Here is a 22,389-nt window from a genome sequence, read left to right as displayed (position 1 = left end):
GAGCCGACGATGCTTCGCCTGATCCTCGCCATCGCGGCTGCCAGCGCCGCGGCGCTCGCCTCCGCGTCCGCGCATGCCGAAAGCCCGACGCAGCTCCTAGGCGACTGGGGCGGCCTGCGCAGTGCCTGGGCGCAGCGCGGCGTCGAGTTCCAGATCGGTTACACGGAGGAAGGGGCCGGCAACGTGAGCGGCGGCGACCACCGCTATGTGCGCGGCGCGGGCCAGCTGGCGCTCGGCACGACGCTCGATTTCGGGCGGCTGTTCGGGATTGCGGGCGGCACGCTGCAGGTGACGTTGACCAACCGCAACGGTCGCAATCTGGCGTCCGACGCGGGCCTCGACACCCTGCAATTGGTGCAGGAGGTCTACGGCCGCGGCAACATCTGGCGCCTCACGCAGATGTGGTACGAGCAGCAGCTCCTGGGCGGCGCCGTATCGTGGAAGCTCGGCCGCATGACCATCGGCGAAGACTTCGCCGCTTTCTCATGCGACTTCCAGAACCTGACGTTTTGCGGCGCGACCCCGGGCAACCTTGTCGGCAATTATTGGTACAACTGGCCGGTCAGCCAGTGGGGAACACGCCTGCGCGTGGGTTCGGCCGAGGCCTATGTGCAGGTCGGCGCCTATCAGGTGGATCCCAAGAACATTGCCGAGGATCATGGCTTCTTCCTGGGCGGCAGCGGCACGACGGGCGCGCTGATGCCGGCGGAGATCGTCTGGCAGCCGACCTTCAACGGCCTGGCCGGCAGCTACAGCGCCACGGTCTGGTACGACAGCTCCCACGCCGACGACGTCTACTACAACCGCGTCGGGCTGCCGCTGGCATTGGCCGGCGGGCCGCCGCTGCTGCGGCAGGGCCGCTACGGCATCAGCTTCCACGTGCTTCAGCAGGTGCTGCGCACCTCGGCCGACGACCCCAAACGCGGCCTCAGCGCCTTCGTCAACTTCACCCAGACCGACCGGCGCACCTCGCAGATCGACAACCAGGTCGCCTTCGGCCTCATCTACACCGGCGTCTTCGACAGCCGGCCGCGGGACGTCATCGCCGTTGCCCTCGGCCGCACGCAGGTCAACAGCCGCTACGCCCAGACCGAGGCCTTCACCAACCTGCGCCAGCCCGGCAGCGTCCAAGTGCAGCGCGCCGAATACGTGCTGGAGGCCTACTACAACGTCGAGGTTACCGGCGGCCTGGAGCTCCGGCCCAACGTGCAGCTCATCCGCTACCCCGGCGGTGTCACCAGCGCCAAGGATGCCGTGGTGCTCGGCATCAAGGCGGTGGTCAATTTGTGAGGGCTTTCGGTCAATAGAGCATTTCCGCGTTTCTTCGATTCCGAAGCGCTCCATCTGTTTGACTTATCGCCTTTTCTTCACGCGAACCGGCGTCCACTTCGCTCGAAACGCTCCAGCAAGGTCGTCGCTGGCCGTCCGGGCCTCGGGCCGGCCGGCCTTGCACCTGGCCTGCCCTCATCTCGGCAAGGCATGTTCTGCTGGCGTTGATCCGGCGAAGCCGACCCCCACCAAGCCCTCCGCCGGCTCTGGCCAGCCTCCCACGAGGGGAAGGCCGATCGGTTGGCCCCTGCCCCAAGGCGCCACGTCTGCACGCGAGGCGCCTCCCTCCCCATGCGGTGGTGGGGAGGGACAGGGGCGGGGGCCGCGTCGTCACGCACTCAGAATGATCTCTGATGCTGAAGACCGGGAGCCGTCAGTTCTTCTTGGGCGGCGTCGCCGGCCACGACTTGATCAGGGTGTCGTAGTCGATCGTCTCGCCCTTCGGTTTCTCGTTGGCCAGCTTGGGCTGAGGCGCGACATTGCCGTCGGCCTTGGACTTGGCGAACCACGCCTCGGCCGTCTGCTTCGGGTTCAGCTTGGGCCCGCACTCGCCCTGCACGCCGGAGCGCTCCAGCCGCTCGAGCACCGAGTCCTGGGCGGCGGCGAGCGAATCCATCGCCGCTTGCGCCGTCTTGGCGCCGGAGGAGGCGTCCCCGATATTCTGCCACCAGAGCTGGGCGAGGCGCGGATAGTCCGGCACGTTGTTGCCGGTCGGCGTCCACTGCACGCGCGCCGGTGAGCGGTAGAACTCGATCAGTCCGCCGAGCTTGGAGGCCCGCTCGGTGAAGCTCTTGTCCCAGATGTCGCTCTCGCGGATGAAGGTGAGGCCCACATGGCTCTTCTTCAGGCTCACCGTCTTGGCGACGATGAACTGCATGTAGAGCCAGGCCGCCTTGCGCTTCTCGACCGGTGTCGAGTTCAGCAGGGTCAGCGAGCCCGCGTCCTGGTAGCCGAGCTTCATCCCGTCTTGCCAATAGGCGCCCTTGGGGGAGGGCGCCATCCGCCATTTCGGCGTGCCGTCGGGGTTCACCACCGGCAGGCCGGGCTTCACCATGTCGGCGGTGAAGGCGGTGTACCAGAAGATCTGCTGGGCGATGTTGCCCTGGGCCGGCACGGGGCCCGATTCCGAGAAGGTCATGCCGCGCGCCTGCGGAGGCGCGTATTTGTTGAGCCAGTCGACATATTTCTGCACGGCATAGACGGACGCGGGCCCGTTGGTGTCGCCGCCGCGCTCGACGGAGGAGCCCACCGGCCGGCAGCCCTCCATGCGGATGCCCCATTCGTCGACGGGCTTTCCGTTGGGAATGCCCTTGTCGCCGTTGCCCGCCATGGAGAGCCAGGCATCGGTGAAGCGCCAACCGAGCGACGGGTCCTTCTTGCCGTAGTCCATGTGGCCGTAGACGCGAACGCCGTCGACCTCCTTGACGTCGTTGCTGAAGAACTCAGCGATGTCTTCGTAGGCCGACCAGTTCACCGGTACGCCGAGTTCATAGCCGTATTTGGCCTTGAACCTCTCCTTCAGGTCGGGCCGCGAGAACCAGTCGTAGCGGAACCAGTAGAGATTGGCGAATTGCTGGTCGGGCAACTGGTAGAGCTTGCCGTCCGGCGCCGTGCCGAACGACTTGCCGATGAAGTCGTCGACGTCGAGCATCGGATTGGTGACGTCCTTGCCCGGACCGGCCATCCAGTCCGTCAGGTTGGTCGTCTGCTTGTAGCGGAAATGGGTGCCGATCAGGTCGGAATCGTTGATCCAGCCGTCGTAGACGTTGCGGCCGGACTGCATCTGCGTTTGCAGCTTCTCGACCACGTCGCCTTCCTGGATCAGATCGTGCTTAAGCTTGATGCCGGTGATCTCGCTGAAGGCCCGGGCCAGGGTGCGGGCCTCGTACTCATGGGTGGTGATCGTCTCGGAGACGACATTGACCTCCATGCCGGCGAAGGGCTTCGCTGCATTGACGAACCACTCCATCTCCTTGAGCTGCTCGTCTTTGGTGAGCGTCGAGGGCTGGAATTCGCCGTCGACCCAGCGCCGCGCCGCCTCCATGTCGGCGAAGGCCGGCGCGGCGCCGAGCACGAGGCACATGGCGGTGGCGGCCAACAGATGCTTCTTCATCGTTTCCTCCAAATGTGTCCAAGTGTGTCGTGTGTCCAAGTGTCATTGTTGTCCTCCAGGCCTTGGCGGCTCTTGTTGCGGAGGGCGGTCGGCTCCCGGCCGCCGTCCGAGATCCCGTCAGACGAAGCGGAAGACCGCCGCGGCGTAGAGAAGCGAGAGGGCTGTCGCCCACCAGAGCGGGCCGCCGGCGAGGCCCAGCCAGGCGAGATGGATGAAGGCCGTGCCGAGCAGGCTCAGGAACAGCCGGTCGCCGCGGGTCGTGGCGATGCCGAGCGCGCCGACGCGCTCCAGCTCGGGCCGCCGCACGGCAAGGGTCGTCATTACCAAGAGCAGGCCGATGATCGTCGCGAAGAACAGGGCTGTCTGCGGCGTCCATGCCATCCAGGTGAGATCGGGCATCATACCCTCCCCAGCGCGAAGCCTTTGGCGATGTAGTTGCGCACGAACCAGATCACGAGGGCGCCGGGGATGAGGGTCAGCACGCCCGCCGCCGCGAGCAGCCCCCAGTCCATGCCGGCGGCCGAGACCGTGCGCGTCATCGTGGCGGCGATCGGCTTGGCGTTGACCGTGGTCAAGGTGCGCGCCAGCAGGAGCTCGACCCAGGAGAACATGAAGCAGAAGAAGGCCGTGACGCCGATGCCGTTGGCGATGATCGGCGTGAAGATCTTCACGAAGAAATGCGGGAAGGAATAGCCGTCGAGATAGGCGGTCTCGTCGATCTCGCGCGGCACGCCCGACATGAAGCCCTCCAGGATCCACACCGCCAGCGGCACGTTGAACAGGCAATGCGCCAGCGCCACCGCCAGCGGCGTGTCGAACAGCCCGATCGCCGAGTAGAGATTGAAGAAGGGCAGAGCGAAGATGGCCGGCGGCGCCATCCGGTTGGAGAGCAGCCAGAAGAACAGGTGCTTGTCGCCGAGGAAACGGTGGCGCGAGAAGGCATAGGCCGCTGGCAGCGCCAGCAGGATCGAGATCGCCGTGTTCATGACCACGTAGGTCAGCGAGTTAATATAACCCGAATACCAGGACGAATCGGTGAAGATCGTCCGGTAGTTGTCGAAGGTGATCTCGCGCGGCCATAAGGTCATGCCGGCATTGATCTCGGCATTGGTCTTCAGGCTCATGATGAACAGCCAATAGATCGGCAGCATCAGGAAGATGAGGTAGAGACCGAGCGTCACGCCTGCGCCCTGGAAGCGGAAGGCGACGCGCGCCTTCCGCATCGCCCCCGTGGCGGGCAGCGGCGCGGTCGCCGGCATGCTCTCCGCGGTCATCGGCGGCTCCTCACCGGTCCGCCGGCAGGCGCCGGCGCTCGACGTCGAGATTGGTCATCACCGTGTAGAAGACCCAGCATACGGCGAGGACGATCAGGTTGTAGACGATCGACATGGCGGCGGCCTTGCCGAGGTCGAACTGGCCGAGCGCCAGCTTCACCAGCTCGATGGAGAGGAAGGTGGTCGAGTTGCCCGGCCCGCCGCCGGTGACGACGAAAGGCTCGGTGTAGATCATGAACGAGTCCATGAAGCGCAGCAGGACGGCGATGATCAACACGCGCCGCATCTTCGGCAGCTGGATGTAGCGGAACACGGCCCAGCGGCTGGCGCCGTCGATGCGTGCGGCCTGGTAGTAGGCGTCCGGGATCGACTTCAGCCCGGCGTAGCACAGCAGCGCCACCAGCGAGGTCCAGTGCCAGACGTCCATCACGATGATGGTGATCCAGGCGTCGAGCGGATCGGCGACATAGTTGTAGTCGATCCCCAGCCGGTTGATCGCATAGCCCAGCAGGCCGATATCGGCGCGGGCGAAGACCTGCCAGATCGTGCCCACCACGTTCCAGGGCACGAGCAGCGGCATCGCCATCAGCACCAGCGTCGCCGCGACCTTCCAGCCGTGGCGTGGCATGGCAAGCGCGACGGCGATGCCGAGCGGTACCTCGATCGCGAGAATGATCGCCGAGAAGGCGAGGTTGCGCCACAAGGAGTCGAAGACGCGCCCGCCCAGGTCGGTCGACGGGTCGAGCAACTCCCGGAACCAGCCGGTGCCGTTCCAGAAGAACTGGTTGTTGCCGAACGTGTCCTGCACCGAATAGTTGACGACCGTCATCAAGGGGATCACCGCCGAGAAGGCGACGATGGCGAGCACCGGCAGGACGAGAAGCCAGGCGCGGTTGTCATACGGCTTGTCCATCACGCCCTCCCCTCCAGGCGTTTGCCGTCGGCATAGACATGGACCTGAGCGCGCTCAAGGACGACGCCCGCGGCCGTGCCGATGTCCGCAAGCGCCTCGGGCACGCTCGCTGCGAAGGGGTGGCCGCCGAGCCTGAGCCGCGCCAGTCGAGCCCGGCCGAGGTCGTCGATGCGCTCGACCGTGGCCGCCAGCCCCTCGCCCGGCGGCGCCAGGCTGGCGAACTCCGGCCTGACGCCGATCTCGATGCGTCTGCCGGAGGGGACGTCGTAGCTGCGGCTGAGCTCGATCGTGCCGCCCCCCACGCGGGCGCGGCTGCCTTCGATCTCGGCCGGCAGCACGTTCATGCCGGGCGAGCCGATGAAGTAGCCGACGAAGGTGTGGTCCGGCCGCTCGAACAGCTCGTCCGGCCGTCCGGCCTGCACCACGCTGCCGTCGTACATCACCATCACCGTGTCGGCGAAGGTCAGTGCTTCGGTCTGGTCGTGGGTCACGTAGATCATCGTGACGTCGAGTGCGCGGTGCAACGCCTTGAGCTTGGAACGGAGCTCCCACTTGAGCTGCGGGTCGATCACCGTCAACGGCTCGTCGAACAGGATCGCCGCCACGTCCGGCCGCACCAGCCCGCGGCCGAGGGAAATCTTCTGCTTGGCGTCCGCGGTCAGCCCGCGCGCCTTGCGGTCGAGCTCTCCGGAGAGGTCGAGAAGTTCGGCGATCTCCCGCACGCGCCGGTCCGCCGCCTTGCCCGCCATGCCGCGGTTGCGCAAGGGGAAGGCGAGGTTCTCGCGGACCGTCATGGTGTCGTAGACGACCGGAAACTGGAAGACCTGCGCGATGTTGCGCTGCTCCGTCGGCAGGCCGGTTACGTCGCGCCCGTCGAACAGCACCTGGCCATGAGATGGTGTCAGCAAGCCGGAGATGATGTTGAGCAGCGTGGTCTTGCCGCAGCCGGAGGGGCCGAGCAGCGCGTAGGCGCCGCCCTGGCGCCAGGTCAGGTTCATCGCTTTCAGCGCGAAATCGCCCGGCTCCGACGCGCCCGGCGTGTAGGAGTGGGCCAGATTGGAGAGCTCGATGCGGGCCATGCTCTCTCCTCAGGCGGCCGTGCGGACGGCGGGCGCGTGGGCAAGCCTGTCGTCGGAGGCGAAGACGAAGACGTGAGCCGGATCGACGTGGACGGTGATCGCCGCGCCGGGCTCGAGCTCCTGCACGCCCGGCACGAGCGCCACCCAGCGCAAGCCAGCGCATTCGACGTGGACATAACTCTCCGACCCGGTGATCTCGGCCACCGTCACCGTGCCGGCGAATGCGAGGCTCGGCGCCGGGCCGGCGCGCAGCGCCAGCTGATGGGCCCGAAAGCCGAGGCGATAGTCCCCGTCGGCCAGCGCGGCCAGCGCTCCGCCCGCGGGGATGCTCGCGCCGCCGGGCAGCTGGATGACGGCTTCGCGCTTGCTCACCGGCAGCAGATTGAGCGGCGGGTCGGAGAAGATCTGTGCCGTGGTCAGGTCCGTGGGGCGGCGGTAGACCTCGGCGCTGGGGCCGTATTGCGTCACGCGGCCCTGCCAGAGCGCGGCCGTGTAGTCGCCGAGCAGCAGCGCCTCCTGCGGCTCCGTCGTGGCGTAGACCACCGTCGCCCGCGAGGCGCGCACGATCTTCGGCAGCTCTTCACGCAGCTCCTCGCGCAGCTTGTAGTCGAGATTGGCGAGCGGCTCGTCGAGCAGCACCAGGTCGGCGCCCCGGATCAGCGCGCGCGCCATGGCCGTGCGCTGCTGCTGGCCGCCCGACAGGCTGAGGGGCGGGCGCTCCAGGAAGGGCTCGAGCTGCATCAGCCGCGCCATGGCACGGACCTTGTCGTCGATCTCGGCTTTGGGCAGACGCTTCACCCGGAGCGGCGAGGCGATGTTTTCGAAGACGCTGAGGTTCGGATAGTTGATGAACTGCTGATAGACCATCGCCACGGAGCGCTCGCGCACGGCAACCCCGGTGACGTCGGTCTCCGACCGGCCGTCGGTGGTGAGGATCCGCCCCGCGGTCGGCCGGTCGAGGCCCGCCATCAGCCGCATCAGCGATGTCTTGCCGGCGAGCGTCGGGCCGAGCAGCACGGTCATCGTGCCCGGCGCAAGGCGCAGGCTGGTCTCGTGAATATACGTCTCGGCGCCGACGTCGCGCCGCACGCGGTCGAGGATCAGGCCCAAGCGAACCTCCCTTGCGCCCTCCATCCCGCCGACAGCAGCCGGATCGAGCGGCGCTCATTCGCCATCGAGCCTGCCTTGGCCCGCAGGAGCGACCGTCACTCCTGCGCGGCAGGCCCTGGCGCACGTCCACGTCGGGCGTGATCCGACGCAATCGAAACGCTCCAACGCCTTGGATCTCCGGGGCCTCTGCCGCGATTGGGCGCCTCCGTCTCCTCCCGCGGGGCTCCAGACGTCCTCGTCCCGTGCGGCCGCGATGCCGTCGCGCCGTCCACTGTCCGCATGAAATCGTCCAGCGCCTCCCGCTGCGCCACCGACAATCGCAATCCGAGCTTGCCGCGACGCCACAGGACGTCGGCCGCCCGGCGCGCGAATTCGGCGCGCATCAGGTATCGAACCTCTGCTTCGTAGAGATCGGCACCGAAGTGCCGTCCGAGCTCCGAAACCGACCGGGCACCGGCGAGCATTTCGTGGGCCTTCGTGCCATAGGCGCGTGCCAGCCGCGCTATCGTGGCGCCTCCCAGCCAGGGCTGCTCGGCGCCGATCGCCGCGGCCAGCGCATCGAGGCCGTCGACCGGGAAATCGCCCCCAGGCAGACACGCCTCCTTTGTCCAGGCCGGCCGTCCGGCCCACGCGGCGTGGGGAGCGAGCTTGTCGATCGCAGCCTCGGCCAGGCGGCGGTAGGTAGTGATCTTGCCGCCGAACACGGAGAGCAGCGGCGGCTCGCCGCCCGGCGCGTCGAGCGTGAGCACGTAGTCGCGCGTCGCCTCCTGAGCCCTCGAGGCGCCGTCGTCATAGAGCGGGCGGACCCCGGAGTAGGTCCAGACTACCTTGTCGCGGGTCACCGGCTCACGGAAATACTCGCTCGCCGCCGAGCAGAGATAGTCGACCTCCGCCGCGCTGATCGCGACCGCCGCCGGATCGTCATGGAAGTCGAGGTCCGTGGTGCCGATCAGCGTGAAGTCATGCTCGTAGGGAATGGCGAAGACGATCCGGCCGTCGGCGTTCTGGAAGATGTAGCAGCGGTCGTGTGCGAAGAGCTTGCGCACGACGATGTGGCTGCCCTTGACCATGCGGACCGACGCCTTGGCGCTCGAATGGACGATGCCGCTCAGCACGCTGCCGACCCAGGGCCCGGCCGCATTGACCAGCACCCTTGCCTCGACGCTGGCGCGCCGGCCGTCCTGCTCGGTCTCGATCCGCCACAGCCCGCCCTTCCGCGCGGCCGAGACCACTTTGGTCTGCGTTCGGATGTCGGCCCCATGCCCCGCCGCATCGGCCCCGTTCAGCACTACGAGGCGCGAATCCTCGACCCAGCAATCGGAGTATTCGAACGCCCTCGCCCGACTGTCCTTCAACGGCTCTCCGGCGGGGTCATGCGCGAGGTCGAGCGAGCGCGTCGGTGGCAGCAACTTGCGGCCCCCGAGATGGTCGTAGAGGAAGAGGCCGAGCCGTAGCAGCCAGGCCGGCCGTAGTCCCTCGTGGTGAGGCAGGACGAAGCGCAGCGGGCGGACGATGTGCGGCGCCATCCGCCACAGCACCTCCCGCTCCGTCAATGCCTCGTGCACCAGACGGAACGCGTATTGTTCGAGATAGCGCAGCCCGCCATGGATCAGCTTGGTGGAGGCGGAGGATGTGGCGCTGGCGAGATCGTCCTGCTCGAACAGGACGACCGAGGCGCCCCGCCCGGCTGCGTCGCGCGCGATGCCGCAACCGTTCACGCCGCCGCCGATGATGCCGAGGTCGAACACGTTGCCGGAATTGCGGGGGGCAGCGTCCACGACCTCTCCTCGGCGGCCCTCAAGCGGCCTGAATTTTCGTTTGATGCGTCAAGATAGAATAAACGAAATGAAACTCGAAAGCAATCGCAGGTCCGGCCAACGCCGCCGGCCTGGCGCGGTCTGGCTCAGTCCCGGCGCCCCACCTCGACGAGCTCCACGGCGTCGGTCCTGCACAGTGTGCGCAAGGCCTGAGAGCGCAGTTCGTCCGTGACGAACACGTCCACCTCGCTGAGATGACCGATGCGGATGGGCGCTGCGCGTTCAAGCTTCATCCGGTCGGCGACGAGCATCACCTTGCGGGCATTGTCGATGATGGCGCGGGACACTCTGACCTCGCGAATGTCGAAATCGAGCAACGCTCCATCCTCGTCGATGGCAGAGGCGCCGATCACGGCGTAGTCCACCTTGAACTGCTTGATGAAGTCGACCGCGCTCGAGCCGATCAGCGCTCCGTCCGACCGCCGAACCGGGCCGCCGGCCAAGACCACCTCGATCTTCGGCTGGCGGTAGAGCAGGGTGGCGACATTGAGGTTGTTGGTGATGACGAGCAGCCCCTCATGCTGAACCAGAGCGCGCGCCACTTCTTCCGTGGTCGTGCCGATGTTGATGAACAGCGAGGCATTGTCTGGTATCAGCCGGGCTGCGGCTTCACCGATGGCCCGTTTCTCCGGCTGGGCGATGAAGCGCCGCGCCTCATAGGCCACATTCTCGACGCCAGAGGCGATCACGGCGCCACCGTGGACGCGCGTCATCAGTCTGCGATCGCATAACTCGTTGAGATCCTTGCGGATCGTCTGCGGCGTGACGTCGAAGCGGGTCGCCAGCTCATCGACGTTGACCTTGCCTTGCGCTCTGGCCGTGGCGAGGATGTCCGCTTGCCGCGGTGTGCTGAAGTCATCCATGATCGCTCACCTCCCTGCGCACGCTTTCGATTTTGTATCAAATTCGGGGCAGGAGTGAATGTGAAATCAAAGCGGTGGTCCGCGCTCGCCCCGATGTAGGGCGCCGGCGGGTCGCGTGCACGCCCTGCGCCAGGGCGGCTGCCTGCGTTCCGCGGCGGCCGGACGGCTCACTCGATCACATGATCCAGGAGCGCCCGCAGCCTCTCGCTTAGCTGCGGCAGGTCGAACGGTTTGACGATCAGGTCGGTGCCGTCGCCCGCCAGATCCGGTCGGTTGGCTGTATCGCCTGCGTAGCCGGTCGCGAACAGGACCCTGAGCTCGGGGTGGAGCATACGCGCTCTCCTCGCCAGCTCGCCGCCGTTCATGCCCGGCAGGCCGACGTCGGTGAGCAGCAGGTCGACCCGCTCCTCCTCGAGCAGGGCCAGAGCGGCGATAGCCCCGTCGGTCGCAAGCACGCGATATCCGGCCTCCCTCAGGTGATCGATGATCAGCATGCGGACGGCCGGTTCGTCCTCGACAAGCAGGATCGAGCCCTTGCCGCTCGTCACGTGTGCCGGTGTCCGCGGCGCCTCATGATCGGTGACGCCGCCCGCCCGCGGCAGCAGCAGCGTGACCGTCGTTCCCTCGCCCAGTTCCGAGGTCAGGCGGATCTGGCCCTCGGTCTGCGCCATGAAGCCGTAGATCATCGACAGGCCCAGCCCGGTGCCCTGGCCGAGGGGCTTGGTCGTGAAGAACGGATCGAACACCTTTGCCTTCACGTCCGCGCTCATGCCGGCGCCGTCGTCCACCACATCGACGGCGACATACTCGCCGGGCTTCAGCCCTGGCGCCGCCTCCGACGGGCCGATCGAGAGGTTGCGCGTCGCGATGACGAGGCGCCCGCCGTCGGGCATCGCGTCGCGCGCGTTGATCGCCAGGTTGAGCAGCGCGCTCTCGAGCTGGTTGGCATCCGTCGAGGCCGGCCACAGGTCGTGGTCGAACGTGATCGTCAGCTGGATCGAGCTGCCGATCGTGCGATGCAGGAGATCCTCGAGCGAGGCCACGAGCGCGTTGATATCGCTGCCGCGCACGTTGAGCGTCTGGCGGCGTGAGAAGGCCAGCAGCCGCTGCGTCAGCCCGGCGGCCCGCTTGGCGGACATAACGACCGCATCGAGGTACCGTTCGCAATCCTCGAAGCGGCCTTCGGCTAGGCGCCGCTGGATCAGCTCCGCGCCGCCGAGAATGCCGGCCAGCATGTTGTTGAAGTCGTGGGCGATGCCGCCGGTCAGCTGGCCGATGGCCTCCATCTTCTGCGACTGCCGAAGCGCCTCGTCCTTGTCGCGCAGCTCTTCGGTCCGCTTCAGGACTTCGACCTCAAGGACGTGCTTGGTGACGCGCGCCTCGGTGATGTCGACGGCGCAGCCGGTGTAGCCGAGAAAGCGCCCGGCATCGTCGTGGCGGGGACTGCTCTGGCATTTCAGCCAGCGTACCTCGCCGCTGGCGCAGCGCACCCGCATCTCGTCGGCGAAGACCTCACGCGCCGCGATGGCGGCCCGGCGCTTTTCCGCAAATGCCGGCCAGTCATCCTCGTGCAGCAGCGCCGCCCAACCCTCCCGCAGCATGCGTGCCGACGGCACGCCGAGCTCGGTCTCGAAGCGCCGGTTGGCAAAGGTCATGGTGCCGTCCGGGCCGACCGACCAGATGAGCGCCGGTGCGCTGTCCGCCATGTTGCGAAAGCGCTCCTCGCTCTCGCGCAGCGCCTGCATGGCCCTTTGGCCCAGCCGTCGCTCGAGCGCCTCGCGCAGCGCGCGCTCGGTCACCATGGGCAGGCGGCCGAGATCGCGCTTGGTCACGTAATCGGTGGCGCCCGCCCGCAGCGCCTCCGTGGCCCGTTCCTCGCCGAGCACACCGGACACGAAGATGAAGGGCACGTCGGGCTGCGCCGCCCGCGCCACCTGGAGCGCTTCGATGCCCGCGAAGTCCGGCAGCGAATAGTCGGAGAGGATCGCATCATAGCGGCGTTGCGCGAGCCGCTGCTGAAACTCGCCGCGCACGGCGGCGCGGTCGACCTCGACGTGGCGGCCGAGCTTGGCCAGCTGATGGGCGATCAGCTCGGCATCGATGTCACTGTCCTCGAGCAGGAGCAGCCCGATGGCATCGCCCGACATGCTCACCTCAGAACCCTCCCGGCAGCGGCTCGTTGATGACGGCCCAGAACACGCCGAGATCGCGGATCGACTCGAAGAAAGCCTTGAAGTCGACGGGCTTCACGACAAAGGAGTTCACCCCGAACTCGTAGCTGCGCACCACATCGCTTTCCTCGCGCGAGGACGTCAGCATCACGATCGGAATAGTGCGGTACTTCGGATGCGCCTTGACGCGCTCCAGCACCTCGAGCCCGTCGACCTTGGGGAGCTTGAGGTCGAGCAGCACGACGGCGGGCGGCCCAGGTTCCCGATCGGCGAAGACGCCTTCCCGGAAAATATAGTCGAGCGCCTCGACGCCGTCGCGCACGACGATGACCGCGTTGGCGAGGTTGGTTTTCTTGAGCGCGGCGAGCGTCAGGTCGATGTCGGCGGGATTGTCCTCGACCAGCAGGATCGGTCTCAGCGTGGCCATGGGCTAGGCCTCGGGCCGCCGGGGAAGCGAAAAGCTGAAGGTGGCGCCCTGACCAACCGTTCCGCGGGCTTCGATCGTGCCGCCGTGGCGCTCGACGATCCGGCGCGTGAGCGCGAGGCCGATTCCCGTGCCTTCGTAATCCTCGGGCCGGTGCAGCCGCTGAAATACCTGGAACAACTTGCTGGCATAGGCCATGTCGAAGCCGATTCCATTGTCTTCCACCGCATACAACACGTCGGCGGATCGTTCGATGCCGGTGATGCGGATGCGGGTCTCCGGCTGTTTTCGGGTGTATTTGACGGCGTTCTCGGCAAGGTTGAACAGGGCTTGACGCACGAGCGACGGGTCCCCCCAGCAGTCCGGCAGGGGGCCGATGTCCCAGGAGATGGGGCGCTCCTGCGATTCCAGGTCGAGGCTTCGCCTCACCTCATCGGCCACCTTGCGCATGTCGATTCGGCTGATGCGCAGATCGGCCCGGCCGAGCTGGGAAAAATGCAGCAGATCGTCCACCAGTTGCCCGGCCGAGAGGGCGGCGTGCGAGATGCCCTTGAGATAATGCCGGGAGATGTGCTTGAGCTCAGGCTCCTCCTCGGCCAGCAATTCGGCGTAGCCGGCGATGTGTCGGAACGGGGCGCGCAGATCGTGGGAGATCGAATAGGAAAACGCCTCGAGTTCTCTGTTCGAGCGCTGGAGCTCCTCGGTCAGTTGCGCGCGCTCTTCGGCCCGCTTCAGCACGAAATCGACGGCGGCGGTGCGGAAATCGACGGCGCTGAGCCGCTCGGCTTCCCGCCACGGCCGCGAGCGGCCTCGCACTTGCTCGGTCCAGCTGGCGAACGAGGCGCGGGGGTGAAGGCGGCCCGTTTCGGCGGACACCTTGGCGGCGGGATCGCCGCCCCAGGTCACGGTCCGGATGATCTCGGGTCTGAACCACATGATGAAGCTCGCGTGGATGCGCGAGATCGGCACGGCGACGACGCCGCTCGCGACGTCAGTGAACGCCGCGCCTTCCGTCCACTGCGCCGACAGGCAGTCGGTGGCATAAAGCTGATCAAGCCGGCGCTCGTGCATCCATTCGGCAAGTCGCAAGATGGCGTCGATCGGCGGCGTCGAGCCGGCAGTCAGCGCGATGCCGTCGGTGATCACGGCGGCCCCGTCCGCGTTCACCAGACCGAGCCAGTGCGAAGCGCGCTCGACGAGGCCGGACTGAAACGTCGGCGCGCGGGCGAGATGCGTGACGAGCTCCGTTTCGACCTGCTTCAGCCGCAGGCGCTCCTTGTCCTCGGCCGCGCGCTCGCGTGCGTCGATCTGCTGGGCGACCAGGCGCCCGAGGAAGTCGCAGGCGGCGCGCAGCTGCGGATCAATATGCCTCTCAGCGGCGTGATGACAGGAGATCAGGCCCCACAACCGGTCGTCGACGACGATCGAGATCGACATCGAGGCCACGGTCCCCATGTTACGCATATATTCGAGATGGACTGGCGAGACGCTGCGCAGAGCGGCGAAGCTCATGTCGAGGGGCGCGCCGTCGACCGGGCAATGCGCGGGCACGATCGGCACCGGCTGGTAGTCCGCCGTCGGGATGAGGCGCAGCCGGTTGAGGCGATAGAGCTCGCGGGCCTGGGCGGGAATGTCGAACGCCGGGAAGCGCAGGTCGAGATAGGTCGGCAGGACGCCGTCGCCACGCTCGGCAATGACGGTGCCGTTCCAGTCCTCGTCGAACCGATACACCATGACGCGATTGAAGCCGGTCAGGCCGGCCACCTGCTCGGCGACGCGGTCGCTGAGTTCCCCGACGTCGGCCAAGCGCTCGGTCCGCTCCAGGAACCGGCGCAGCATGGGATAGAGCGCCGCAGGCGGTGGGACGCGGTCGTCCGCGGGCTCGAACTCGACGACGATGCCCTGTGGCGAGCGATGCGCCGACACGGTGAATGCCTGCTGGCCCAAGCGGTGGCTGCGCAGGTAGAGCGGCTCCGGTCCTTCGCACCACTGGGCAAGCTCGCGGCAGAATGTGTCCGAGCCCCAGCGAAGCTCGGCTATCGGGCGCCCGCAGCTCCCCTCGGCGTCGGGGCCGACGACCACGCCGAAGTTGGCGCTCGCCTGCAGCACACGCAGGTCAGGCCGGGCGAGCAGGATCAGCGCCCCGTGCGGTTGGATCGCGCCGGGAATGCGGATTGGTTCACGCTCGCATGCCGCGAGAAAATCCGCCTGGGCCGCAGCGGGCGTCGATGCCGGTGAGGCCGTCATGCTGCGCCACCTCCTTGCAAGAGATCGACCGCGAGGACCCGGGTTGGCCGGTAATGCTGGCAACGTCTGGGGAGACCGCGGGCGCGGCCGGAGAGCCGCACGCCCCATTTAACGGCACAGTCTCAGCAATGTTCCTCACCGCTGTCGAGCAGGCGGAGGCGAGAATCAGCGGCGTACCGGGGGAGGACGCTTACGCGGCAGCGAGCTCGGTCGCCGTCAGGAAGGTGCGAAAGGCCGCCTCGGCCCCCCCGATCACCTCGTCGTCGGCGATACCGGCGGACGATGCCAGCTCGAGCGCGGCCAGGAACGTCGGCCACAGCCGACGGCCGCGACCGTGACCGAGAAAATGGATCGGCAACTGGCCGCCAGCGTCGCCGATTCCGTGCTCGCGCAACAGCACCTCGGCGCCCAGGCGCGACCCCTCGAGCACATAGAGGGCCCCGAAGACGGCTCCCGCTCCTTGCAAGGACGCGACCGGCACGGGCGGTGGTGACGCCGCACCGAGAGCGGCGAGATCGGCGAGCAGCGCCCGGCTGCGACTTCGCTCGGGCCAATCGTCCACAACGTCCGCGACGCCGGCCTGTTCGAGGCGCTGCTCAAGCGGCAGCAACGCTGCGGCCTGGGCGCGTAGAAACAGGGTGTAGTCGCGGCGATTACCGAGATCGAGCGCGGAGAAACGGCCGTCGAGCTCGGCGTGCAGCGCGGAGGTGGCGTGGCGGAGGGCATGGCGAAGGTTCATGCTGGCCTTCATAGAGCACTTCGCCGTGCCGGGGAAACCGTGGTCGAAGCAACGCGCCGATCCCCCCCGCCGGTCTTATCAGCGGCGCGGTCGGCGAAGAACACGTCCGTCTTCGACCGACCGCGACGATCGCCGACCGAAGAGGATCACAGCAGCCTTCTCCCCTGTGCGGTATAGGCGGCGGCGCGGCGGATCCAGCTCAAGCGATATGGCGGGATCTGAGCTTCATCCGCAAGGCGAGCCGACGAACATTTGCTCGTCTACACAGCAGCTCGTACGTCGCGGCCCGGCGTGCGGCAGACAATCGCCTGAGCCAACTGTTTTGTGACTTGGCGAGCGGACGCCCCGGAGCCTACGCTCTTAGCGCGCAGTTTTCCGGGACGGTTCTTACCGCGCGAGTTCGATACCTTCTGAAGGCGATAGTTGGCAGGAAGCGAGCGAGAGGGTTGAGGGTGTAGCAGTTCGCGCTACCCTGCCTTCCAGCGAGATCGCCTGCCGATGTCGGCCGCGCATCGAACGGCGCGGTTCTGGCCGTGACGAGACCTTCTGCCGATCGCCATCGTAGGAGACCGACAAGATGCCCAACTACAATGCGACAAACAGCAATGGCGTCAATTACGACCTCACCGAAGTCGTCAATACAAGTCCTCTTCCCAATACATACACGCTCGTCATCACTTCTCCCAATGGGATCGAGACCATCTCCGGTATACCACTCGGGAATGTGCTGTTGACCGATGGCGGCACAATGACCGTGGCGTCCGATCCGCTCGCACCCGCCTTCTACGTCGTCCCGCCGGGCATTGAAAATGTCACGCTCAACTATCCGGCAGCGCTAACCAACGACGTGGTGCTCCACATTGGCGGCGAGGCGACTCTGAACGTCGGTGCCAGCGGAGGAAGCGGGCTGACTGCCTATGTCGACGGGGGGCAGCTCGATCTCACCAGCAGCGCTGGAGCCGGGCTCTCCGATGCGGCCGTCAACCTCAACAACGGCGGCGGCCTGCTCGTGGCTGACGCCGATGCGCTGGCCGGGGCCACGGTCGATTTCGGCGACGGCGGCGGACGGTTTTCCGCCGATGCAGCACTGGCCTTCATCGATCTCTCCTCGGTGACCTTCGAGGGCTACGACGCCAAGAAGGATGAGATCGGTTTCTTCAACTTGCCGATGGGCAACCGGCTCGACAAATACTCCATCACCACCAACCCGGACGGCTCACAGACGGTCGTGGGATACGTGAGCGGGCCGCTCAACATGTTCAGTTTCACCGTGGCCGACGGCACCTTTCCGCAGGGCGAGTTCGATCCCGGCCTGCCGCCGGGCCCCATGGGCTTCGTCGGTGGCCTCGACGGCTACTCGATCATCGTCTCAGCGTGTTTTCTCGCGGGCACGATGGTCGCCACGCCGGACGGCCCCGTCGCCATCGAGAAGCTGAAGCCCGGTGACCTCGTGTCGACCTCGGACGGCGCCGTCAAGCCCGTACGGTGGCTGGCCGTCCAGACCGTTTCCAGGCGTTTTCGGGCAGATCCGCTGAAAGTGGTGCCGATCCGTGTCTTGGCGGGCGCCCTCGGCGGCGGTCTTCCGGCGCGTGATCTCTTCGTTTCCCCGGACCATGCGCTGCTGGTCGACGGGTGCCTGGTGCAAGCCGGGGCTCTCGTCAACGGCACGAGCATCACTCGTTACGTGCAGGTACCTCAGACGTTCCTCTATTACCATGTGGAGCTCGACGACCATTCGTTGATCCTCGTCGAGGGGGTGCCGGCGGAAACCTTCGTCGACCACATCAGCCGCCGCGCGTTCGACAACTGGCAGGAGGCACCTCAAGCGCCCATCGCCGAACTGGACAGGCCGCGTGTCAAATCCTGGCGGCAGCTGCCGCAGCCCATCCGTGACCGGCTCACGCAGCGGGCGGCCGCACTCGCAGCGGGCGACAAGGCGGCCTGACCCGCCCAGGGGCGAACCCGGGGCGTGCCGCTCTTGCTTGTGGACGCGCTCCGCATTAACTCTCGGCCATGACCGTGCAGTTCGCCTCCCCTTCGCGAATGACCCGGCCCGACCGCAGGAGGTCCGGCCGGAGAGGGTGACGCGCGTCAGCGCGATCGAGGCGAGAGCGCCGAACCCAGCCCTTCCGTGCCGTGCGGGAGGGCTTTTTCTTTGCAGCGGGTTCGGCGCGCCCACCGTTCAGCACGGGACGCACCCCCATGTCACACCGCATCCTCATCACCAGCGCGCTGCCCTACGTCAACGGCGTCAAGCACCTCGGCAATCTCGTCGGCTCGCTCCTGCCCGCCGACGTGCACGCCCGCTTCCACCGTCAGATCGGCAGCGACGTGCTGTTCATCTGCGCCACGGACGAGCACGGCACGCCGACCGAAATCGCCGCCGCGGCGGCCAGCCAGTCGCCGCACGCCTTCTGCGATGTCCAGCACGCCCGCCAGGCCGACATCTACCGGCGCTTCGGCCTGAGCTTCGACCATTTCGGCCGCTCCTCGGCGCCGTCGAACCGCGCCCTGACCCAGCATCTCTACCGCCGGCTGGATGGCGCCGGCCTCATTGCCGAACGCTCCGTGCCGCAGATCTGGTCGCCGGCGGACGGGCGCTACCTGCCCGACCGCTACGTGCTGGGCACCTGTCCGCACTGCGGCGACACCGGCGCGCGCGGCGACCAGTGCGACGCCTGTGGCCATCTGCTCGATCCGCCGGATCTCATCGCGCCGCGGTCGGCCCTCTCCGGCGACACGCGGCTCGAAATCCGCGAGAGCCGGCACCTCTTCCTCCGCCAATCGGCCCTCCTCGACACCCTGAACGGCTGGCTCGACACCCGCGCCGGCTGGCCCCCCTTCGTGCTCTCCCTGGCGCGGAGCTGGCTCACGGCAGACCTCAAGGACCGCTGCATCACCCGCGACCTGGCCTGGGGCGTGCCGGTGCCGCGGCCGGGCTTTGCGGGCAAGGTCTTCTACGTCTGGTTCGACGCGCCCATCGCCTATATCGCCGCGACCCAGGACTGGGCCGCCGCCCGCCCTGGGCGCGACTGGCGGGCGTGGTGGTGGGGCGCGGCGGCACGCGATACGCAGTATGTCCAGTTCCTCGGCAAGGACAACGTGCCGTTTCATACCGTCAGCTTCCCCGCCACGCTGCTCGGCTCCGGCGAGCCCTGGCACACCGCCGATGTGATCAAGGGCTTTCACTGGCTGACGCACGCGGGCGGCAAGTTCTCGACGAGCCAGGGCCGCGGCATCTTTTGCGACAAGGCGCTCGAGGCGCTGCCGGCCGACCTCTGGCGCTGGTGGCTGATCGCCAATGCGCCCGAGAGCGCCGACACGGACTTCCAGGCCGCGCGCTTCGTCGCCGACGTCAACAAGGATCTGGCCGATGTCTTCGGCAATCTGGTGCAGCGCACGGTGCGCTTTGCCCAGGGCGCCTTCGCGGGCCGGGTGCCGGACGGCGGCGAGATCGGTCCGGCGGAACGGGCGGTGGCCGCGGACGTTGCCGGGCACGTCGCGCGGCTGCGCGCCTGCCACGAGGCCCGTGAGTTCCGGCGCGCCGCGGCGGAGACACGGGCGATCTGGTCCCGGTCCAATGCCTATGTGCAGGAGAGGGCGCCGTGGAGCGTGCTCGGGACGGACCGGGCGCAGGCTGCGCTGGCGACCCGCACGGCGCTCAACCTCGTGCAGCTCGGGGCGACGGTGGCGTGGAGCATCGTGCCGGACGTTGCCGCGCGCGTGCTGGGCGCGTTGAGCGCGGTGCCGGCCAGCGGCATTCCCGCCTGGCCCGAGGATGTCGAGCGGACGATCCTCGACGGTGGCAGGGCGGGCCGCGCCCTGTCCCTGGCCGCGCCTCCCGTCACCAAAGTGGAGCCCCAGCAACTCGCGTTCGCGGGGTAGCTGGGCTGCCGCCATGGCCGGGTCGAGCCCGGCCATGGCGCGGTGGGCGTTGTGCCCGAGGCCGCTCGGTCTATTGCTGCTGCTGGTTCTGCCCCGACAGGAGCGGCGTGATGCGGCGGACGGTGACGCGGCGGTTCGCCTCGGAGGGTCCCTGCGTCGCCACCTTCAGGTTTTGCTCGCCGTAACCCTGTGTCGTCAGGTTCTCCGGCGGGATCTGGAAGTTCTGCGACAGGATCTCCGCCACCGAGGTGGCCCGGCGGTCCGACAGCGACAGATTGTCGACCGGCGGACCAACCGCATCGGTGTGGCCCTCGATCAGGAACACCTCGTTGGCATTGGCCGCCAGCGCGCGGCGGATGCCCTCGGCGATCCCTGCCAGCTGCTGCACCTGGTCGGGCCTCACCGCCCAGGAGCCGCTGTCGAAGCTGATCGAGTTCACGTCGACGCTCGGCATCTGCGCCCGCAGGTTGGGGCTGTAGCGGATCTGGTCGAGGGTGTAGCGCCGGTCGATGCGAGCGACCGGCGGGGCGACCAGCACCTCGTCGATCATCTCCTGCGGCGCGCTGCCGGCATCGACGATGTAGCGCTCGCGCGGCATGCGGACGACCGGCGGGGGCACATCGACGTAGTAGCCGCCCACCGAGCCCACCGGCCGGTCGAACGCATTGTCGATGATCACCACCTCACGGCCGTCCCGGTAGCGCCGCGAGCGCCGCAGCAGATTGCCCTCGGGGCCGATCGTGGTGATGATCTGGGTGCCGTCCGGCCCGTCGTAGACGTTGACGAGGTCGCGCCCCCGCCGTTCGCTCCGGTAAGCGCGGCCGGGCGAACGGAACCGCTCGGTCTCATCGTGGCGGATGATGGTGCGGCCGCCCTCCTCGATGATGACGCGACCAGGCTCCTGGATGACGGTGCGGTCACCCTGCCGGAAGGTGCGGCGGTCACGCTGCACGTCCTCCAGGCGCCGCGCCGGCAAGGGATCCGCCTGTCCGGCCGGCCTCGGCTGGCCCGTGGCGCCGGGCGGCAGGTCCGGCCGCTGGCCGCGCGAGGGCACGCCGGGCGACGACGGTTGTCCGGGTGGGGGGACAACTGGCGGCAGCACGCCCGGCACGCCGGTGCCCGGCGCCGGCATGGCCGGTGGCGCGGCAACCGGCGCCGCGGCGGGAGGCTGTCCGGGCTGGGCAGGGGCGCCCGGCGCAAGCCCGGGCGCGCGTCCTGCCCCCGGAGCCGGTACCGGTGTCGGGGTCCCCGTGCCGGGTGGCGCGGAGGGGGCCGGCGGTGCGGGCGGCTGTCCGGCTGCCGGCGGGGGCACAGGGCGCCGAGGCGCCCCCGGCTCCGGCCGCGGTGCGGGGGCCGCACCGGGCGGTGTTCCCGGCGCGGGCGGGATCGGAGGGCGCGCCGCGGGCGGCGCGGATGGCCGCTCGCGCGGTTCTGCCGGCTGTCCGGCCGCCGCCGGGGGGCGGCGGGGTGTGCCCGGCTCCGGCTGGGGCGCCGGGGCGGTCGCGCCAGGCGGAGCCGCGGGCGCGGGCGGCCGCACTGCAGGGGGCGCGGGAGGCTGGCCGGCTGCAGGCGGAGGCGGCGGGCGCCGGGGCGTGCCCGGCTCGGGCGCCGGGGCAGAGGTGCCGGGCGCCGGTGTCGGCCGCGCCGCCGGCGGCCGCTCGGGCGCTCGCGGCGGGGTGGCGCCGGCGGGCGGCGGGGCTGTCGGCCGCTCCGGCCGGCCTTCGTCCGGCATACGCGGCCGCCGCTCCGACGGTGCGGGCGGGACGGCGGACGGCTCCGGCGGGCGCGGCTGGGCCGCTGCGGGCGGCGGGCGGCGGGGGGCCGGCTCGGCCGCGCCGCCGCGCTCCTGGCCGGGGCCACGCTCCGGCGCCGGCCGGGGGGCGTGCTCGCCGCCGGGCGGTCGCGGTGCGCCGGGCGGGCGCTCCTGCGCCGGTCCACGCTCCTGGCCCGGCGGCCGGCGGCCGGGGCGGGGCTCGCCGTCTCCCGGTTCCTGGGCTGGCGCCTGGGCCAGGCGATACGCGGACGCGGCCGGTGCGCTGCCGTCGATGTCGGCGAGGGGACGGGGCAGAGAGGGCCCATCGGCCATGGCCATCGTCGATGACACCAGGACCGGCAGGACCGTACTGGTGAGCAAGAGCCGCTTGCGCGTCATGATCTCTCCTCTTTGCCCCCGTCGCCCCAGCCCCCCGGAGACCGTCCGGGGGGCGCCGCTTGTTCCCGCCAACATGGTCAGGAAGATGGCGGATCGCCCTTCGCAAAATGCGAAGGCCCGTCGCGATACGGCTTCGCAAGTCGGCGGGCGAGGCGGCAAAGCACGAGGTCGGATTGAATTCGCTGGCCTTTTCAGCGTGCTCGCTTGGCCCCCCGTTTGCATTTGGTGTGGTGACCCGCCGGTACCGCGCCGGGGCACATCCCCAAGGACCAC

16 protein-coding genes are annotated in these 22,389 nt (G+C 68.5%); 3 read left to right on the top strand and 13 right to left on the bottom strand.

The window, feature by feature from the left end; genetic code table 11:
• Window positions 1-9 precede the first annotated feature (9 nt).
• Complete coding sequence (locus IEW34_RS02930; protein WP_188607606.1) at window positions 10-1,290, top strand: carbohydrate porin; 1,281 nt, start codon at window positions 10-12, stop codon at window positions 1,288-1,290.
• A gap of 412 nt (window positions 1,291-1,702) precedes the next feature.
• On the opposite strand, the gene IEW34_RS02925 is transcribed toward IEW34_RS02930, so the two are convergent.
• From IEW34_RS02925 to IEW34_RS02870, 12 genes are all read right to left on the bottom strand, one after another.
• The gene (locus IEW34_RS02925) at window positions 1,703-3,442 is read right to left on the bottom strand and encodes an ABC transporter substrate-binding protein (protein ID WP_188607605.1); all 1,740 of its coding nucleotides are present in this window, start codon (window positions 3,440-3,442) and stop codon (window positions 1,703-1,705) included.
• Between the two features lie 117 nt (window positions 3,443-3,559).
• Window positions 3,560-3,841, bottom strand: coding sequence for a DUF2160 domain-containing protein (locus IEW34_RS02920; protein WP_188607604.1), 282 nt, complete (start codon window positions 3,839-3,841; stop codon window positions 3,560-3,562).
• Window positions 3,841-4,593 carry a carbohydrate ABC transporter permease gene (locus tag IEW34_RS02915; RefSeq protein WP_373288182.1) on the bottom strand — a complete coding sequence of 251 codons (753 nt, stop codon included), beginning with the start codon at window positions 4,591-4,593 and terminating at the stop codon, window positions 3,841-3,843. The genes IEW34_RS02920 and IEW34_RS02915 overlap by 1 nt, the downstream gene beginning before the upstream one ends.
• Window positions 4,594-4,726: 133 nt before the next feature.
• Window positions 4,727-5,629, bottom strand: a complete 903-nt coding sequence (locus tag IEW34_RS02910; protein WP_188607602.1) for a carbohydrate ABC transporter permease — start codon at window positions 5,627-5,629, stop codon at window positions 4,727-4,729.
• Window positions 5,629-6,708, bottom strand: coding sequence for an ABC transporter ATP-binding protein (locus IEW34_RS02905; protein WP_188607601.1), 1,080 nt, complete (start codon window positions 6,706-6,708; stop codon window positions 5,629-5,631). The genes IEW34_RS02910 and IEW34_RS02905 overlap by 1 nt, the downstream gene beginning before the upstream one ends.
• A 9-nt stretch (window positions 6,709-6,717) precedes the next feature.
• Window positions 6,718-7,818 carry an ABC transporter ATP-binding protein gene (locus IEW34_RS02900; RefSeq protein ID WP_244641708.1) on the bottom strand — a complete coding sequence of 367 codons (1,101 nt, stop codon included), beginning with the start codon at window positions 7,816-7,818 and terminating at the stop codon, window positions 6,718-6,720.
• 95 nt (window positions 7,819-7,913) lie between these two features.
• Window positions 7,914-9,596 carry a glycerol-3-phosphate dehydrogenase gene (glpD, locus tag IEW34_RS02895; RefSeq protein WP_210324432.1) on the bottom strand — a complete coding sequence of 561 codons (1,683 nt, stop codon included), beginning with the start codon at window positions 9,594-9,596 and terminating at the stop codon, window positions 7,914-7,916.
• Between the two features lie 125 nt (window positions 9,597-9,721).
• Window positions 9,722-10,498 (bottom strand): DeoR/GlpR family DNA-binding transcription regulator, encoded by a 777-nt coding sequence (locus IEW34_RS02890; protein WP_188607599.1) that lies wholly within the window; start codon window positions 10,496-10,498, stop codon window positions 9,722-9,724.
• Window positions 10,499-10,665: 167 nt separating this feature from the next.
• Window positions 10,666-12,645, bottom strand: a complete 1,980-nt coding sequence (locus tag IEW34_RS02885; RefSeq protein ID WP_244641779.1) for a response regulator — start codon at window positions 12,643-12,645, stop codon at window positions 10,666-10,668.
• A 7-nt stretch (window positions 12,646-12,652) separates the two neighbouring features.
• Entirely contained in the window at window positions 12,653-13,096 is a 444-nt protein-coding gene (locus IEW34_RS02880) for a response regulator (RefSeq protein ID WP_188607597.1), read from the bottom strand.
• 3 nt (window positions 13,097-13,099) lie between these two features.
• Window positions 13,100-15,340, bottom strand: a complete 2,241-nt coding sequence (locus IEW34_RS02875) for an ATP-binding protein (RefSeq protein WP_188607596.1) — start codon at window positions 15,338-15,340, stop codon at window positions 13,100-13,102.
• A 190-nt stretch (window positions 15,341-15,530) separates the two neighbouring features.
• A complete protein-coding gene (locus IEW34_RS02870; protein ID WP_244641706.1) occupies window positions 15,531-16,079 on the bottom strand; it encodes a biliverdin-producing heme oxygenase in 549 nt (182 codons plus the stop codon).
• A 577-nt stretch (window positions 16,080-16,656) separates the two neighbouring features.
• Here IEW34_RS02870 and IEW34_RS30435 point away from each other — a divergent pair.
• Complete coding sequence (locus IEW34_RS30435) at window positions 16,657-18,024, top strand: Hint domain-containing protein (RefSeq protein ID WP_244641705.1); 1,368 nt, start codon at window positions 16,657-16,659, stop codon at window positions 18,022-18,024.
• A gap of 257 nt (window positions 18,025-18,281) precedes the next feature.
• Entirely contained in the window at window positions 18,282-19,964 is a 1,683-nt protein-coding gene (metG, locus tag IEW34_RS02860; RefSeq protein WP_188607594.1) for a methionine--tRNA ligase, read from the top strand.
• A 70-nt stretch (window positions 19,965-20,034) separates the two neighbouring features.
• Here the strand turns inward: metG and IEW34_RS30430 are convergent, their stop codons facing one another.
• Window positions 20,035-21,096, bottom strand: coding sequence for an OmpA family protein (locus IEW34_RS30430; protein WP_244641778.1), 1,062 nt, complete (start codon window positions 21,094-21,096; stop codon window positions 20,035-20,037).
• Window positions 21,097-22,389: the final 1,293 nt, after the last annotated feature.

The sequence above is a fragment of the Chelatococcus reniformis genome (assembly GCF_014640075.1).
Lineage (GTDB): Bacteria > Pseudomonadota > Alphaproteobacteria > Rhizobiales > Beijerinckiaceae > Camelimonas > Camelimonas reniformis.
The sequence above is the reverse complement of the archived record's forward strand: the minus strand, read 5'-3'. Positions and strand labels throughout refer to the sequence as shown.